The 15,341-nt window shown below is 74.0% G+C and carries 14 protein-coding genes; 4 read left to right on the plus strand and 10 right to left on the minus strand.

All coding sequences use genetic code 11. The annotated features are described in order from the left end of the window. Positions 1–50: 50 nt before the first annotated feature. The 6 genes from GA0070614_RS13020 to GA0070614_RS13045 all read right to left on the minus strand — a co-directional run bounded on the left by GA0070614_RS13020 (position 51) and on the right by GA0070614_RS13045 (position 7,076). Complete coding sequence (locus GA0070614_RS13020; protein WP_088976206.1) at positions 51–1,580, minus strand: fused MFS/spermidine synthase; 1,530 nt, start codon at positions 1,578–1,580, stop codon at positions 51–53. Positions 1,581–1,640: 60 nt separating this feature from the next. Further along, positions 1,641–2,654: a coiled-coil domain-containing protein gene (locus GA0070614_RS13025; RefSeq protein ID WP_088976207.1), complete on the minus strand. Its 1,014-nt coding sequence runs from the start codon at positions 2,652–2,654 to the stop codon at positions 1,641–1,643. A 217-nt stretch (positions 2,655–2,871) separates the two neighbouring features. Beyond that, entirely contained in the window at positions 2,872–3,681 is an 810-nt protein-coding gene (locus GA0070614_RS13030) for an inositol monophosphatase family protein (protein ID WP_088976208.1), read from the minus strand. Next, complete coding sequence (locus GA0070614_RS13035; RefSeq protein ID WP_088976209.1) at positions 3,674–4,126, minus strand: response regulator; 453 nt, start codon at positions 4,124–4,126, stop codon at positions 3,674–3,676. The genes GA0070614_RS13030 and GA0070614_RS13035 overlap by 8 nt, the downstream gene beginning before the upstream one ends. Then, positions 4,123–5,862: a sensor histidine kinase gene (locus tag GA0070614_RS13040; protein ID WP_088976210.1), complete on the minus strand. Its 1,740-nt coding sequence runs from the start codon at positions 5,860–5,862 to the stop codon at positions 4,123–4,125. The genes GA0070614_RS13035 and GA0070614_RS13040 overlap by 4 nt, the downstream gene beginning before the upstream one ends. Next, on the minus strand, positions 5,859–7,076 hold the full coding sequence (locus GA0070614_RS13045; protein ID WP_088976211.1) for a PP2C family protein-serine/threonine phosphatase: 1,218 nt from the start codon (positions 7,074–7,076) through the stop codon (positions 5,859–5,861). The genes GA0070614_RS13040 and GA0070614_RS13045 overlap by 4 nt, the downstream gene beginning before the upstream one ends. Before the next feature lie 229 nt (positions 7,077–7,305). Here GA0070614_RS13045 and GA0070614_RS13050 point away from each other — a divergent pair, with 229 nt between their 5' ends. Continuing rightward, complete coding sequence (locus GA0070614_RS13050; protein ID WP_088976212.1) at positions 7,306–9,726, plus strand: M28 family peptidase; 2,421 nt, start codon at positions 7,306–7,308, stop codon at positions 9,724–9,726. A gap of 21 nt (positions 9,727–9,747) precedes the next feature. Here GA0070614_RS13050 and GA0070614_RS13055 read toward each other — a convergent pair whose 3' ends face one another. The 4 genes from GA0070614_RS13055 to GA0070614_RS13070 all read right to left on the minus strand — a co-directional run bounded on the left by GA0070614_RS13055 (position 9,748) and on the right by GA0070614_RS13070 (position 12,366). Then, on the minus strand, positions 9,748–10,668 hold the full coding sequence (locus tag GA0070614_RS13055) for an aminoglycoside phosphotransferase family protein (protein ID WP_088976213.1): 921 nt from the start codon (positions 10,666–10,668) through the stop codon (positions 9,748–9,750). Between the two features lie 97 nt (positions 10,669–10,765). After that, entirely contained in the window at positions 10,766–11,020 is a 255-nt protein-coding gene (locus GA0070614_RS13060; protein WP_013736060.1) for a Smr/MutS family protein, read from the minus strand. Positions 11,021–11,136: 116 nt separating this feature from the next. Next, positions 11,137–11,505 (minus strand): tetratricopeptide repeat protein, encoded by a 369-nt coding sequence (locus GA0070614_RS13065; RefSeq protein WP_088976214.1) that lies wholly within the window; start codon positions 11,503–11,505, stop codon positions 11,137–11,139. Between the two features lie 93 nt (positions 11,506–11,598). Beyond that, positions 11,599–12,366 carry an ROK family protein gene (locus GA0070614_RS13070; RefSeq protein ID WP_088976215.1) on the minus strand — a complete coding sequence of 256 codons (768 nt, stop codon included), beginning with the start codon at positions 12,364–12,366 and terminating at the stop codon, positions 11,599–11,601. A 92-nt stretch (positions 12,367–12,458) separates the two neighbouring features. Between GA0070614_RS13070 and GA0070614_RS13075 the strand changes: the two genes are divergently transcribed. The 3 genes from GA0070614_RS13075 (at position 12,459) to GA0070614_RS13085 (ending at position 15,319) form a co-directional block, all read left to right on the plus strand. Further along, entirely contained in the window at positions 12,459–14,096 is a 1,638-nt protein-coding gene (locus GA0070614_RS13075; RefSeq protein ID WP_088976216.1) for an ABC-F family ATP-binding cassette domain-containing protein, read from the plus strand. A 38-nt stretch (positions 14,097–14,134) separates the two neighbouring features. Beyond that, complete coding sequence (locus GA0070614_RS13080) at positions 14,135–14,452, plus strand: hypothetical protein (RefSeq protein WP_088976217.1); 318 nt, start codon at positions 14,135–14,137, stop codon at positions 14,450–14,452. A 141-nt stretch (positions 14,453–14,593) separates the two neighbouring features. Continuing rightward, the gene (locus GA0070614_RS13085) at positions 14,594–15,319 is read left to right on the plus strand and encodes a methyltransferase domain-containing protein (protein WP_088976218.1); all 726 of its coding nucleotides are present in this window, start codon (positions 14,594–14,596) and stop codon (positions 15,317–15,319) included. Positions 15,320–15,341: the final 22 nt, after the last annotated feature.

A 15,341-nucleotide genomic window follows, 5' to 3' on the forward strand; every position in this document is an offset into this window, starting at 1 on the left:
GAGGGCCCGCTACACCTGGATGGGCGTAATCGGTCAGCGATGTCACCCGATCAGGCGGTCGCGAGCAGTTGGTCCACCGGGGCGAAGTCGTCGGTGAGCACCAGCGCGTCGCCGACGAAGGCGGTGAACTCCGCCCCGGCGAGCAGGTCGGGCACCGTGTCCAGGGTGCCGAGGCGCTGCCCGAGCGCGTCCAGCGGCAGCGGCGCGTCGGAGGCGACGACGAGGAAGTTCGACCCGACCTGCCCGGCGAGCGCCTGGGGCGGCGCGACCACCGCGACGTGCCGGAACTCCGCCGCGACGGTGGCCAGCTCACTGCGGATGAACCGCCCCGGCGGGTAGTCGATGACGTTCTGCACGTAGAGCCCGCCGGGGCGCAGCACCCGCCGCACCTCGGCGGCCATCTCCCGGGTGGCCAGGTGCCAGGGCACCACCAGATGCCCGAAGGCGTCGCCGACGACCAGGTCACGGCTGTCGGTCGGCTCGCCGGCGACCAGTATCCGGGCGTCACCCACCACCGCCCGCAGCCCCGGCCCCGGGCGTACGCCCAGCTCACGCCGGTCCAGTTCGACCAGCCCGCCGTCGATCTCGAAGACCAGGTTGTCGGTGCCCGGCCGGGTGGCGCTCAGGTAGCGCGGCATGGTGAACCCGCCCCCGCCCAGGTGCAGCGCGTCCAGCCGCTGCCCCTTCGGCGCGAGCACGTCCGCCGCCGCGCCGATCCACTGGGTGTACTCGTACTCCAGGTGGGTCGGGTCGGCGAGGTCGACGTACGAGTGCTGGGCCGAGTTCAGGTACAGCACCCGGCCGGTGGGCCGGGACGGATCCTCGGCCACCCGGGCGCAGTGGTACGCCGTCTCCACGTCGCACGGGTTCGGCGCGACCGCGCTGAGCCCCGCGCCGAGCAGCCCGAGCACCGCGAGGGTGGCCTTCGCCCGGGCCGGGCCGGGCAGCCCGGTGCCCCGCTGCCGGCGCAGGTACGCCCCGAGGGCGAGGCCGGTGACGCCGAGCAGCGTCGCCAGCGCGATCAGGATGACCGTGCTGGGCAGCGCCGCCACCAGCACGAACCCGGTGGCCAGCGTGGCGGTGATGCCGCCGAGGGTGCCGATGCCGGAGAGCCGGCCGACCACCTGACCGGTGCGCCGCAGGTCGGCCAGCTGGAGCTTCACCACCAGCGGGGTGACCGCCGACAGCAGGGCCGCCGGCACGAAAACGGCCGCCGCGACGAGCAGCAGGATGGCGGTGGCCGCGCCGCCGCGCAGCACCTCACCGGCGTACCGGACCACCGGCAGGGTGACCGCGGAGGCGATGCCGGCCAGCACCAGCGCCGGGGCGAGCAGGCCGCGCGGGTCCCGCCGGTCGGCGAGCCACCCGCCCGTCCACGCCCCGTACGCGATGGCGGCCAGCGCGATGCCGATGACCGAGCTGGTCACCTGGAGGGTCACCCCGACGTAGGGGCCGACCAGGCGCAACGAGACCGTCTCCAGCACCAGCACGGCGCCGCTGGAGAAGAAGACCAGGAACGCGGCGAGCCCGTTGGGCAACGCGCGGGGGGTGGCCGGGCCGGCGGGCGCCGCCTCGGCCATGACGTCGGAGGATGAGCTGCTCACCGTCGCGATGGTACGCAGCGTTCCTGGCCGTCCGGGTCAGTACATCGAAAGATGAACATGGTTTGTGTGGTCGGCGGCCGGGCTGCCGGAGCCGCTGTACGCCCGCCACCCGGTGTTCGGCATCCAGATCTGCCGGTACCAGATCACGTAGAGCACACCGAGCCGGCTGGCGTTGTTCTTGTAGTAGTTGGCCAGGCTGTCGCCGTACGCCTTGTCCCCGCCGGTCGCCGTCTCGTCCTTGAAGGTGCTGGTCGCGGCGGAGAAGTCGCAGGCCCTGCCCTTCGGGTGCTCACCGTCGCCGCCGGTGCGGAAGCACTTGACGTACCGCTTGTAGCCGGCGGCCTGGGCCTGCTGGAGGGCGTGCAGGGTGCGCGGGGTGATGCACCCGTCGGTGGTCGGGTCGTTGACCGAGCAGGACTCCGACGGCCACGACCCGTCGGAGTTGCGCGGCGCGGGCCGGGCGGACGCCGACCCGCCGCTGAAGCCGGAGCTGGCCCCGGAGCTGACGGTGGCGAGCGCGCGCTCGGCGTCCCGCTTCCGCTTGGCCAGGGTGGCGACCTGCTTCTGCTGCTCGCGTACCTCGTTGTCGATGGCCACCTTGGCCTGCGCGGCGGTCTCCTTGGCCTCGACGAGGTCGCGCAGCTTCCGGGCGTCGCGCTGGCCCATCACGTCGAGTTCGGCGGCGCGCTGCAGGAACGACTCGGGGCTGGCGCTGTTCAGCAGCGCCGAGGTGGGGGTGAGCCGGCCCAGCCGGTACGACTGCGCGGCCACCTGGCCGACCTGGGCGTTCAGCCCGACCAGCCGACCCTCGACCGCCTTCAGCTCACCGGTGAGCGCGACCTGGCGGCGCTTGGAGTTGTCGAGCTTGGCCTTGGCCTCGATGTGGCCCTTGGCGGCGGCCTCCAGCGCGTCGCGCAGCTTCTTGGTGCCGCCCTCGTTGGGCTCCGCGGAGGCCGGCACGACCCCGCCGCCGAGCAGCAGCGCCACCACGGCGAGCAGCACGATCAACGGCCGACGTACGCGCGGCCGGGTGATGGTGGTCCTGGGCACGAAGGTGTCCTTCCCTCTCCCCACGGGGCCCGGTCGACCCCTGCGCGGCGGTGGCCCCGCCGACGGAGCAGATGGTGGCCCGCTGGCGGGAGACCGCCGGACACGATACCGGACGCAGCCCGGTTGACCAGGCCCGCGACCGCCTGCCGCATCGATCGTCGACACAGCGTGCCGGCGCCGTCGCGCAGCGCCGAGAACCGGCGGCCGACGCGGGGACTCAGCCCCCGAGCAGGGTGTCGCGCACCTCGGTCCAGGTGTCCTCGTCGGCGGCGACGAGCAGCCCCCGACCGTCCTCGGCCGGGTGGTAGTCGGTGCCGTCGAACCGGCGGGCCACCCCGCCGGCCTCCCGGACCAGCAGCACGCCGGGAGCGTGGTCCCACGGCAGGGTCCGCCAGAAGAGCACGAACTCCTGCTCACGGGTGAGCAGGTCGAGGTACTCCCGACCGGCGCAGTGCTGCCCGGGGAGCAGCTCCCCGATCCGCTCACCGCCGGCCTCGACCCGTTCCCGGGTGCCCGGGGGCAGGAACCGGGTCATCGCCGTACCGCGCAGCCCGCCCGGGGCGACGGCGAGGTCGGCGACCCGCAGCGGTCGGCCGTCGAGCCGGCTGCCCTCGCCCCGTCGGGCGTCGGCCAGGGTGTCGGCGAGCGGGTCCAGCACCCAGGCGGCGGTCAGCTCGCCCTCGCTGAGCAGGGCGACCATCAGCGCGAACGGGCGGCGTCCGGCGGCGAAGTTCCCGGTGCCGTCGACCGGGTCGACCAGCCAGACGTCACCGCCGTCGCGCAGGTGCCCCAGCAGGGACGGGTCCTCGGCGACCGCCTCCTCGCCGACCACCACGGAGCCGGGGCGCAGCTTGCGCAGCACGGCGGAGATCTTCGCCTCCGCCCGCTGGTCGGCCACCGTGACCAGGTCGCCGGGGGCCTTCTCGCTGACGTCGGCGTCGTCGAGGTGGCGGAACAGGGGCAGCACGACCTCCGCCGCGGTCTCCCGCAGCAGCTCGCCGACCTCGTCCCGCAGCCGGTCAGCCACGCGGCGGGAGCTTGACCACGCTGACGAAGAACTCGTCGATCTGCCGCACCACCGAGATGAAGCGCTCGAAGTCCACCGGCTTGGTCACGTAGGCGTTGGCGTGCAGCTGGTAGCTGCGCAGGATGTCCTCGTCGGCCTGGGAGGTGGTGAGCACGACCACCGGGATCCGGCAGAGCTGGTCGTCCTTCTTGATCTCCTCCAGCACCTCACGCCCGTCGCGGCGCGGCAGGTTCAGGTCGAGCAGGATCAGGTCGGGCAGCACCGCGTCCGCGTACTGCCCCTCGCGCCGCAGGTAGGCCAGCGCCTCGGCGCCGTCGGAGACGACGGTGAGCCGGTTGCGGAGCTTGTGCTCCTCGAACGCCTCCTGGGTCATCAGCACGTCGCCCGGGTCGTCCTCGACGAGCAGGACCTCGATCGGGCTGTTGCCGTCCGCCGGCACCGTCATCCCACCGTCTCCCTCATGCCACCCGTTGTACCCTGCTCCGTCGCCCCGTCGGGCACGCTGTCGTCCGCCGCGCCGTCCGGCTGCCGGTCGACCGGGGCCGACGCGTCGGCCGGGACCGTCTCCTCGGCGCCGTCGACGTCCCCGGTGGGCTCCTCGGCGGCGGCCGCCTCGGCCTTCGCCGCCGCGACGTCCTCCGGGCGCGCGGGGAGGGTGAACCGGATGGCGGTGCCCTCGTCGACGCTGGTGTCCACCCAGACCCGGCCGCCGTGGTACTCGACGATCTTCTTGACGATCGCCAGGCCGATGCCGGTGCCCGGGTACGCGTCCTTGGAGTGCAGCCGCTGGAAGATCACGAAGATCTTGTCGGCGAACTCCGGCTCGATCCCGATGCCGTTGTCCTGGCAGCTGATCTCCCACTCGTCGTCGACCAGCCGGGCGGAGACGTGCACCTTCGGGGGGACGTCGGCCCGGCGGAACTTCACCGAGTTGCTGACCAGGTTGGCCAGCAGGTTGGTCAGCAACGGCTCCTCGCCCCGGATGGTGGGCATCGGGCCCCAGGTCAGGTCGGCGTCGGCGTACTGGCGGGCGGCCTCGGTCTGCCCGGCCACGTCGCCCATCACCTTGTCCAGGTCGACCTCGGTGAAGCCGCTGGTGAGGCGGCCGATCCGGGAGAAGGCGAGCAGGTCGTTGATCAGGCGCTGCATCCGCTGCGCACCGTCGACGGCGAAGGCGATGTACTGGTCGGCCCGCTCGTCGAGCTGCCCGGCGTAGCGCCGCTGGAGGAGCTGGCAGAAGCTCGCCACCTTGCGCAGCGGCTCCTGGAGGTCGTGCGAGGCGACGTACGCGAACTGCTCCAGGTCGCGGTTGGAGCGGGTCAGCTCCTCGGCCTGCTTCTGGAGCTGGCTGTTGACCCACTCGATGTTCTGGCGCGCCTCGCGCACCTCGTCCAGCTCCCGGGCGATCTTCTGCCGCATGGCGTCGACGTCGGCGGCGAGCCGGCGGAACTCCGGCGGACCGGACCCCTCGATGTGGTGCCGGTAGTCGCCACCGGCCACCTCCCGCACCTGCAGGGCCAGCCCGGTGAGCGGCCGGATCACCATCCGGTCCAGCGAGAGCACCAGCAGCACGCCGGCGACCGCGATCACCACCGCCGCGATGATCAGCAGGACGACCAGGATGTTGCTCGTCTCGTAGACCTTCTGCGCGGTGCGGTTGCGCTCGGCGAAGATCTCCGTCTGGAGCACCTCGGTCGAGGCGCGGATCTGGTCGAACTGCTGCCGGGCCTGGTCGGTGATGAGCGCCTGTCCGGCCGCCGTGCCCTGCCGCTCGGTCGTGGCGATCACCGGCTCGGCGACGGTCCGCCGCCAGTCGGCCGCCTGCTGCTCCACGATCCGCAGGTCACGCTGGATGGCGGGATAGTCGCCGATCAGCTTGTTCATCGCCGCGACGGTGTCGCGTTCCTGCTTCAGCCCGGTCTGGTACGGGGCGAGGTCGGCCCGGTCGCCGCTGACCGCGTAGCCGCGCACGGCGGTCTCCTGGTCGAGCAGGGCGTTGAGCAGTTCCTGGCCCTGCACCCGCAGCGGCCCGGTCTTGACCAGCACCGCGTCCATGTTCTGCCGGGTCTTGGTCGCCAGCGCGGCCTCCGCCGCCGCCAGGCCCAGCAGCAGCGCCACCACCACGGTGAGCAGCACGAGCACCCGCCGGCGCAGGGTCCAGCCCTGACGGGAGGTGTTCACCGGCCGCCGCCCCGGGTGACCAGGAGCATGGCGACGTCGTCGGCGAGCGGGCCGCCGTTGATCTGCTCCGCCCGGCCGACCAGCCAGGCCGGCAGCTCGGCCAGCGGCACCGCGTGGTTGGCCGGGTCCTCCAGCAGACCGGCGAGCCCCGGCACGTCCAGCCGTTCGTCGCCGTCGCCCACCCGCCCCTCGATCAGGCCGTCGGTGTACATCAGCAGGGACCAGTCATCGGTGGAGAACTCCAGGTCGAACGCTACGGGCCGGCGCGGTCGTACGCCGAGGAGCAGGCCGCCGGGCGCCGGAACGGGCGCGACCTTGCCCCCGGAGAGCAGCAGCGGCGGGGGGTGCCCGGCCAGCCGGACGGTCGCCCGGTTGGCGTCGAGGTCCAGCCGGACGGTGGCGACGGTCGCGAAGATCTCCTGGAGCCGACGCTCGCTCATCAGCACCTGCTCCAGCGCGGGCAGCACCTCGTCGTCGGGGACCCCGGCCAGGATCAGCGCCCGCCAGGCGACCCGGAGTTCGACGCCGAGCGCCGCCTCGTCCACGCCGTGCCCGCAGACGTCGCCGACGATCAGGTCGACCCGGTCGGGCCGGGTCTGCACGACGTCGAAGAAGTCCCCGCCGATCAGGGCGGCGTGCCGGCCGGGCCGGTAGAAGGTGTGCACCGACACCTCGTCGGTGGACATCAGCGGCTGGGGCAGCAGGCCACGTTCCAGGCGGGCCGACTCGGCCTGACGCAGCTCGACCTCGCGCAGCCGGCGGGCGTTCTCGTCGGCCCGCTTGCGCTCCACCGCGTAGCGCAGCGCGCGGGTCAGCAGCACCCCGTCGACCTGGCCCTTGACCAGGTAGTCCTGGGCGCCCTCGGCGACCGCGACGATGCCCAGGTGCTCGTCGGAGCGGCCGGTCAGCACGCAGACCGCCGCGCCGGTGGACATCTCCAGCACCTTGCGCAGCCCGTCCAGGCCCTGCGCGTCGGGGAGCCCGAGGTCGAGCAGGACGCAGTCCACCCCGGCCACCCGCTGCCGCGCCTCGCTCAGACTGGTGGCGACCAGCAGGTCGATCATCGAGTTGGTCTCGGCGAGCAGTTCACTGACCAGGAAGGCGTCGCCCTCGTCGTCCTCGACCAGCAGCACCCGCAGTCGCTCGCCGGGCGGCAGGTTCGGGTTGCGCCCGAGGCCGCCCTGCGGGTACGGCGCGACGGAGGGACCGGCCATGCCGGGCCCCCGGTGTGGCCGGGTCACCGCCGCGAGACGCGGGAGATCGCTGCTGATGTCGGGCTCCTTCCGAGTGCCCTGCTGATCCTGTATTAGACAACGGTCGCACACAACATGAGCGCGACGGCACGGGCGTACCCGGGCAAGGCAGTCACCGAGTGAGCGTTCGGGCAGGGCCGGTGTCACGGTTCGGCGGCGGGTGTCGCGGATCACTGGGCGGCGGTGCAGGATGGGCGCACCCCCGCCCCGTCCCGAGGAGTCCGCCGTGGGCGTACCCGCCGCCGACCGCGCCCTGGCGCGCCCCCGCCACCGGCCGCTCGCCGCCCTCGCCGCGCTGCTCGCGCTGCTCGCGGTCGGCGCCGCCGTCCTGGTCGACCTGCGCACCCCGGCACCCCGACCGGCGGACGCCCCGGCCGGGGAGTTCAGCGCCGGGCGGGCGTACCGGACGGTGGAGACGATCGCGGCCGGGCCGCACGTGGCCGGCAGCGCCGCCAACGACCAGGTACGGGAGCACCTGGTCGGCGCGCTGCGCGGGCTGGGCCTGGAGACCGAGGTGCAGGACACCGTCGCCGACGAGGCGGGCCAACTCAGTGGGGCGGCCGCCGGGGCGACCCTGGCCCGGGTCCGCAACGTGGTGGCCCGGCTGCCCGGGACGGCCCCGACCGGTCGGGTCTTCCTGGTGGCGCACTACGACTCGGTGCAGTCCGGCCCGGGTGGCAACGACGACGGCGCCGGCACCTCCACCATCCTGGAGGTGGCCCGCGCGCTGACCGCCGGCCCCCGGCCGCGCAACGACATCGTCTTCGTGCTGACCGACGCCGAGGAGGCCTGCCTCTGCGGCGCGTCGGCGTTCGCCTCCGACCACCCGCTGGCGGCGGACGGCGGGGTGGTGCTCAACCTGGAGGCGCGCGGCTCGACCGGTCCGGTGATCATGTTCGAGACGTCCCGGGACAACGCGAAGCTGGTGGACGTCTTCGGGCGGTCCGCGCCGCACCCGGTGGGCACCTCGTTCGCGGTGGAGATCTACCGGGCGCTGCCCAACGACACCGACTTCACCGCGTTCCTGGACGAGGACTTCGTCGGGCTGAACTCGGCGTACATCGACGGCGGGGCGATCTACCACACCCCGTTGGACACCCCGGCGAGCATGGACCGGGGCAGTCTCCAGATGCACGGGGACAACGCGCTGGGGCTGGCGCGGGAGTTCGGGCGTACCGACCTGACCGCCCTGCGCGCCGGGCACGACGCCACCTACTTCCCCGTCCCGGGCGGGCTGGTCCGCTACCCCGGCTGGCTGACCTGGCCGCTGGCCGGGCTGGCGGTGGTGGCGGTGCTCGGGCTGGCCTGGCTGACCCGGAGGCGCGGGCGGGCCACGGCGGGCCGGCTGACGGCCGGATTCGGGCTGGCGCTGGTGCCGGTCCTCGCCGCGCCGCTCGCCGCCCAGCTGCTCTGGGCCGGGATCACCACGATCCGCCCGGGCTACGCCGAACTGCTCGACCCGTACCGGCCGGTCTGGTACCGGCTTGCCGTGGTGGCGTCGGCCGCCGCGATCCTCTTCGCCTGGTACGCGCTCACCCGCCGCCGGGTCGGCCCGGCCGCCCTCGCGGTCGGCGGGCTGGGCTGGCTCGCCCTGATCGGGGTGGTACTGGCCGCGACCGTGCCGGGTGGGGCGTACCTGGCGACCCTGCCGGCCCTGGCCGGCGCGGTGGCCGGCCTGGTCGCGCTGGCCACCCGGGTCGACGGCCCGTGGCCGGTGGTCGCGGTGACCCTGGCCGGGGCGGTGGCCGTGGTGATCCTGCTGCCGACGGTGGTGCTGCTCTTCCCGGCGCTCGGCATGGGGATGGGCGGGGTGGCGGCGCTCTTCGCGGTGCTGCTCGGGCTGGCCGCGCTGCCGGTGGTGGACCTGCTGCACCCGGCGGCCGGTGGCCAGCGCGGCCTGGTCGCCGCCCGCGCCCGCCGGCACGGCGCGCTGCCCGCCGTCGCCGCCGCGCTGGCGGCGCTGGTGCTCGCCGGGGTCGGCCTGCGGGTGGACCGCTTCGACGCCGCGCACCCCGTGCCGACCCACCTGATGTACGCCCTGGACGCCGGCACCGGGCAGGCCCGCTGGCTCAGCCACGAGGAGGAGCCGCAGCCCTGGACGGACGGGTACGTGGACGGGGTCGAGACGGTCGAGGACTTCCCGGGGCTCGGTGACGGCGAGCTACGTATCGGCCCCGCCCCGGCGGCGGACCTGCCCGCCCCGAAACTGGAGGTGCTGGCCGACGTCACGGCCGGCAGAGAGCGGACCCTGCGCCTGCGCCTGGTGCCGCAGCGGCCGGTCCGGCTGGCCTCGCTGCACGTGGAGAGCGCTGGCCCCAACGACGTGCAGGTCACCGGGGCGACGGTGGCCGGACGACGGGTGCCGGTCGCCCAGCGGCAGTCGGACGGCCGCTGGTGGGGTGTGGTGTTCCACGCCCCGCCGGCGGAGGGGATCGAGGTCACCGTGAACCTGACCCTGCGGCCGCAGGGTGGCCCGGTGGTGCTGCGGGCGATGGACGCCAGCGACGGCCTCGACGGGCTGCCCGGTTTCCGGCCCCGTCCGGCCGGCGTCGGGGTGGTCGGCTCGCACAGCTCGGAGATGCTGGCGGTGGCCCGGACGTACCCGCTCTAGCCACATGATCGGGGCTGGTACTTAGGTGTCTGCCCCGTACTCGGCGAAGATCTCGCTGAGTACGTGGCGTGCGGACACGGCCTGTTCGTCGGTCTCGCCCACGGCCCGGGCACAGGCGGTGAGCGTCTTCCAGAGGGCCCAGCCGCGCCCACGCGCCCACGTCGCCGCGCCCACGGACAGTCGCTCCCGGAACGCCTGCCGGCCCTCGGCGGTCAACAGTGTCCAGGCGACCGCCAGGTCACAGGCCGGATCACCGACGCCGCACGTGCCGAAGTCGATGACAGCGGCCAGTTCCCCGTCGTCGATCAGGAGGTTTCCCGGGGCGACGTCACCGTGGAACCAGGTCTGCGCCCCGTCCCAGGACGCGTCCAGCGCACGCTGCCAGATCTCGCCGGCCAGGTCGACGTCGACGTGACCGTCCAGCGCCGTGAGCGCGTGCTGGACCTCACGGCCGTAGGTGCGCAGCGTGCCGCCCCGGAACCAGTTGTGCTGCCCGGGGAGGGGACCGCCGGTGGGATCGATGCGCTGCAACGCCGCCAGGAACTCGGCCAGGTCGATGGCGAACCGGACGGGGTCGGCGATGCGGTCGGCACTCGCCGGCTCGCCGTCGAGCCACGGGTAGATCGACCACGAGTAGGGGTAGCCCGCGCCGGGCTCCCCTCTCTCCAGTGGAATCGGGATGGGTAGCGGGAGCCGGGGGGCGAGTTCCGGCAGCCACCGGTGCTCCTTGTCGACAGCCAGGGCGTACTCGGCCGCGCTGGGCAGCCGCACCGACATCCCGGAGCCGAGGTGGAAGGTCCAGTTGTCCCAGCCGCCGTCGGCCACCGGCCGAACCGGGAGGTGGGCCCACCGGGGGAACTGGTCGGCGACGAGTAGACGCGCCAGGTCCGCGTCGACGGCGATGCGTTGGGGCACGGGACCGAGGTGCGGTGTGTCGCTCACCGAGACGTCCTCGTCCGACAGGTCAGGGTGGTCATCCCGACCACCCTGCCAGAGCGGAGCCCGCACCGAGGCCCCGGAGGGCGGGGAGCCGGCGCTCCTACTTCCAGCGGAAGTGCACGAAGAGGCGGCCGAAGTTCTTCGAGTCCTTCTCGACCCGGTGGTAGAGCTGCTTGACGTCCTTCTGGTCGAGGAACCGCAGCACCCGCTTCTTGAGCTGGCCGGAGCCCTTCCCCGGGATGATCTCGACCAGGGTGGCCTTCTTCGCGACCGCCTCGTCCATGATCCCGCGCAGCGCCCGGTCGATGTCGTGGCCCTTGTTGAAGATGTCGTGCAGGTCCAGCTTCAGCTTCATCCCGCGTCCACCCCCGGCTCAGGTCCCATGGCCGCCATCGTATGCCGGCCCGCCGGCCGGCCCCGGACACGCGTCGGGGCAGCCCCGTGGGGCTGCCCCGACGTCCGCGTCGCCGGTCAGCGGCCGCCGCCGACCCGGCTCTCCACCCGGCGCAGCGCGGTCGCGTAGTCGTCGTTGGTGGAGTGCATCGCCGCGGCGATCCGCAGGTGCCGCAGCGCGTCGGCGTGCCGGTTCAGCCGCTCCAGCGTCCGGCCCAGCACGTGGTGGGCGTAGTGGTCGCTCGGGTCCCGCTCGACCAGCTCGCGCAGCTGCTCCTCGGCCCGGCCCAACTGGGCGGACTGGAAGTACGCCCGGGCCAGCAGCTGGCGTACCGAGGAGTTGCCGGGCTCGGCCTCGACGATCGGTTCGAGCAGCCGGGCCGCTCCGGTCGGGTCACCTGCTTCGAAGAACATGGTCGCCCGCCGGTAGTCCGCCAGAAGATCCATCCCGACCCACCTCCTCGTGTCGCGCCGCCCTTTGTTCGACGCTGGCACAACACCGGCCGGACCGCGAGTGTTCCTGCGGTGGAAACGCCCGGGTCAGGGGGTCGGACGGCGGTCCCCGAGCAGCTCCCAGGCCCGGACACCACCGACGATCCCGGCCGTGTTGGGCACGACCACGACGTCGTCGCCCATCCGGGCCAACTGCTCCGGACGGATCAGCCGGGAGTTGCCGCCACCGAGGTAGAGCCGGTCCCAGCGGAACACCGGGCGCAGCCCGTCCACCACCTGCCGGATCCGGCGGGACCAGAACGCGTCACCCAGCCGGCGGCGCTCCGGCTCCCCCACGTACGTGTCGTAGGTGGTGCCCCAGCGCACCGGGGCGTGGGACAGCTCCAGGTGCGGGGCGAGCACACCGCCGTCGAAGAGCGCGCTGCCCAGCCCGGTGCCGAGGGTCAGCACCAGCTCGCAGCCGGTCCCGGCGACCACCCCCGCGCCGTGCACCTCGGCGTCGTTGAGCACCAGCGCCGGCACCCCGAAGGCGTCGGTCAGCGCGCCGCGGGCGTCGTACCCGGACCACTCGGCGACCAGTTCCGGGTCGACCCGGCTGCGCGGGCCGGAGCGGGTGACGTAGTGCGGGGTGGCCACCACCACGCCGTGCCGGATCATGCCGGGCATCCCGACGGTCACCCGGTCCGCCGCCGGCAGCCGCCCGCCCAGCTCCACGAGGGTCTTGACGAAGAGCGCCGGGGGCAGCGGGTACGGCGTGGGCACCCGCAGCGGGCGGGCCCGCATGGTGCCGGCCGCGTCCAGCACGGAGGCCTTGATCCCGCCGCCGCCGCAGTCGATCGCCAGAGTGGTCGCCACGGGAGTGAGTCTGCCTCGCGTCCCCCGGTCCCGTGCGGCGGGCCGGTTATCCGGTCGTCCGGCCCGGACCGCCCCGGTAGGCTCGGCTCCTCATGAGCGCCACGCTGATCGCCAAGGGTCTCGCCGCCGGCCACGGCGACCGCCTCCTCTTCTCCGACCTCGACCTGGTCGTCGCCCCCGGTGACGTGGTCGGGCTGGTCGGCGTCAACGGGGCCGGCAAGTCGACGCTGCTGCGCACCCTCGCCGGGCTCCAGCCCGTCGAGCAGGGCGGCATCTCGCTGAACCCGCCCAGCGCCACCGTCGGCTACCTCCCCCAGGAGCCGGAGCGCCGGCCCGGGGAGACGGTCCGCGACTTCCTCGCCCGACGCACCGGGGTGACCGCGGCGCAGGCGGCCCTGGACGCCGCCGCCGAGGCGCTCGGCGTGGGCGCGGCCGGCGCCGACGACACGTACGCCGAGGCGCTCGAGCGCTGGCTCGACCTCGGCGGCGCGGACCTGGACGAACGCGCCGAGCAGGTGGCCGCCGAACTGGGGCTCACCGTCGACCTGGACCACCTGATGACCGGCCTCTCCGGCGGCCAGGCGGCCCGGGCCGGGCTGGCCTCGCTGCTGCTCAGCCGGTACGACGTCTTCCTGCTCGACGAGCCCACCAACGACCTGGACCTGGCCGGCCTGGAGCGGCTGGAGGGGTTCGTCACCGGGCTGCGCGCCGGCACGGTGCTGGTCAGCCACGACCGGGAGTTCCTCACCCGCACGGTGACCCGGGTGCTGGAGCTGGACCTGGCCCAGCAGCAGATCCGGCTCTACGGCGGCGGCTACGCGGCCTACCTGGAGGAGCGGGAGGTGGCCCGCCGCCAGGCCCGCGCCGAGTACGAGGAGTACGCCGACACGAAGGCCGGGCTGGAGGCGCGGGCCCGGACCCAGCGGGCCTGGATGGAGAAGGGCGTGCGCAACGCGCGCCGCAAGGCCACCGACCCGGACAAGCACGTCAAGAACTTCCGGGGCGAGACCAGCGAGAAGCAGGCGGCGAAGGCCCGGCAGACGGAACGGCTGATCGAGCGGCTGGACGTGGTGGAGGAGCCCCGCAAGGAGTGGGAGCTGCGGATGGAGATCGCCGCGGCGCCCCGGGCCGGCGCGGTGGTGGCCGCGCTGCGCGGGGCGGTCGTCCGCCGGGGTGGCTTCACCCTCGGCCCGGTGGACCTCCAGATCGACTGGGCCGACCGGGTGGCGATCACCGGGGCGAACGGCTCCGGCAAGAGCACCCTGCTCGCCGCGCTGCTGGGCCGCCTGCCGCTCGACGCCGGGCACGCCTCGCTCGGCCCCGGGGTGGTGATCGGCGAGGTCGACCAGGCCCGTGGCCTCTTCCTCGGCGACCAGCCCCTGCTGGACGCGTTCGGCGCGGCCGTACCGGAGCTGGCCCCGGCGGACGTCCGGACGCTGCTGGCCAAGTTCGGCCTGCGCGCCAGGCACGTGCTGCGGCCGGCGGCGACCCTGTCGCCGGGTGAGCGGACCCGGGCGGCGCTGGCGCTGTTGCAGGGGCGCGGGGTCAACCTGCTGGTCCTGGACGAGCCGACGAACCACCTGGACCTGCCGGCGATCGAGCAGTTGGAGTCGGCGCTGGCGAACTACGCCGGGACGCTGCTGCTGGTCACCCACGACCGGCGGATGCTGGACGCGGTGAGCGTCGACCGGCGGCTGCGGGTGGACGCCGGGCGGGTCACCGAGGACTGATCCGTGCCGACCCGCTCGCGCGGGGTGACAATGACCCCATGCTCAAGTGGGAGTACGCGCTGCTGGTCCGCCGCCGCCAGGCGGCCACCGACGACGTCGGGTGGGAGATCGTCTTCATCTGGTACGGCCCGGACGGCTCGATGGTCGACGTGACGCCGTACGGCGACACCGCGCTGGCCCACCTCAACCGGGCCGGTGACCAGGGCTGGGAACTCGTGGCGATGAGCGAGGACCCGTCCCTGCCGGGCAACAACGAGCTGCACCGGTACCACCTCAAGCGACCGAAGACGATCGCCCCGCCGCGTCAGCGCATCCGCGGGGCCGGCCGGACGGCCCGCCGCACCATCTCCGGCTGACCCATGATCCACTCCGTTTGCGGCGTGTCGCGGCATCGGGCACGGCGGACACCGCGACACGCCGCAAACGGAACAGGCCCGGTCGCGGGCGGCGGGCATACCGGGCGCGGATCCGGGTAACGGCGGCCCGGGAGGTGGCCGATGGTCGCGCTGGCTCAGACGCCGCCCTCGGCCGAGCGGCTGCGGGCGATCGACGGATTCCTGGCCGAGTCCTGGGCGGACCAGGCCCGGCACGACGAGCGGCTGCGCGGGATCGCGGTCGAGGTGCGGTTCGACCGGGGGGTGGCCCACCTGAGCGGCGAGGTCGCCGAGGCGGCCGACCTGCGGCTGGTCCGGGACCTGGTGGGCCGGCTGGCCGGCGTCTACGGGGTGTGGGACCGGGTCCGGGTCGCCGGGCGGGACCCGGTGGTGGTGGACCTCGGCTGCGGCGGCCAGAAGCAGTACCCCACCAACCTGGGGCTGGACATCTTCCCCGCCGCCGGGGTGGACGCGGTGGCCGACCTCTCCGGCTCGCTGCCGCTGGCCACCGACTCGGTGGACGCGCTCTTCGCGGTGCACATCCTGGAGCATCTGATCGACTTCCTGCCGCTGGTGGACGAGTGCCACCGGGTGCTGCGGCCGGGCGGCGTGCTGCACGTGATGAGCCCCTGGTGGGGGCACGTGAACGCGGTGGCCGACCCGACCCACGTCCGGCTGCTGGACGTGCAGACCTTCAAGGGGATCTGCGGCCAGCGCCCGCCGGGCACCCCGCGCTGGTATCCGCTGCACGCCGGTTGCGACGGCGCGTCGATCTTCGCCGACCTCACTCCCCTGCCGCCGGGGGCCGACCCGCCCACCGCCACCCACCTGGCCCGCTTCTTCGACTGACCAGCGCCGGGGCGCGACGCCG

Origin of the sequence: Micromonospora coxensis (assembly GCF_900090295.1) — a bacterium.
Taxonomy (GTDB): Bacteria; Actinomycetota; Actinomycetes; order Mycobacteriales; family Micromonosporaceae; genus Micromonospora; species Micromonospora coxensis.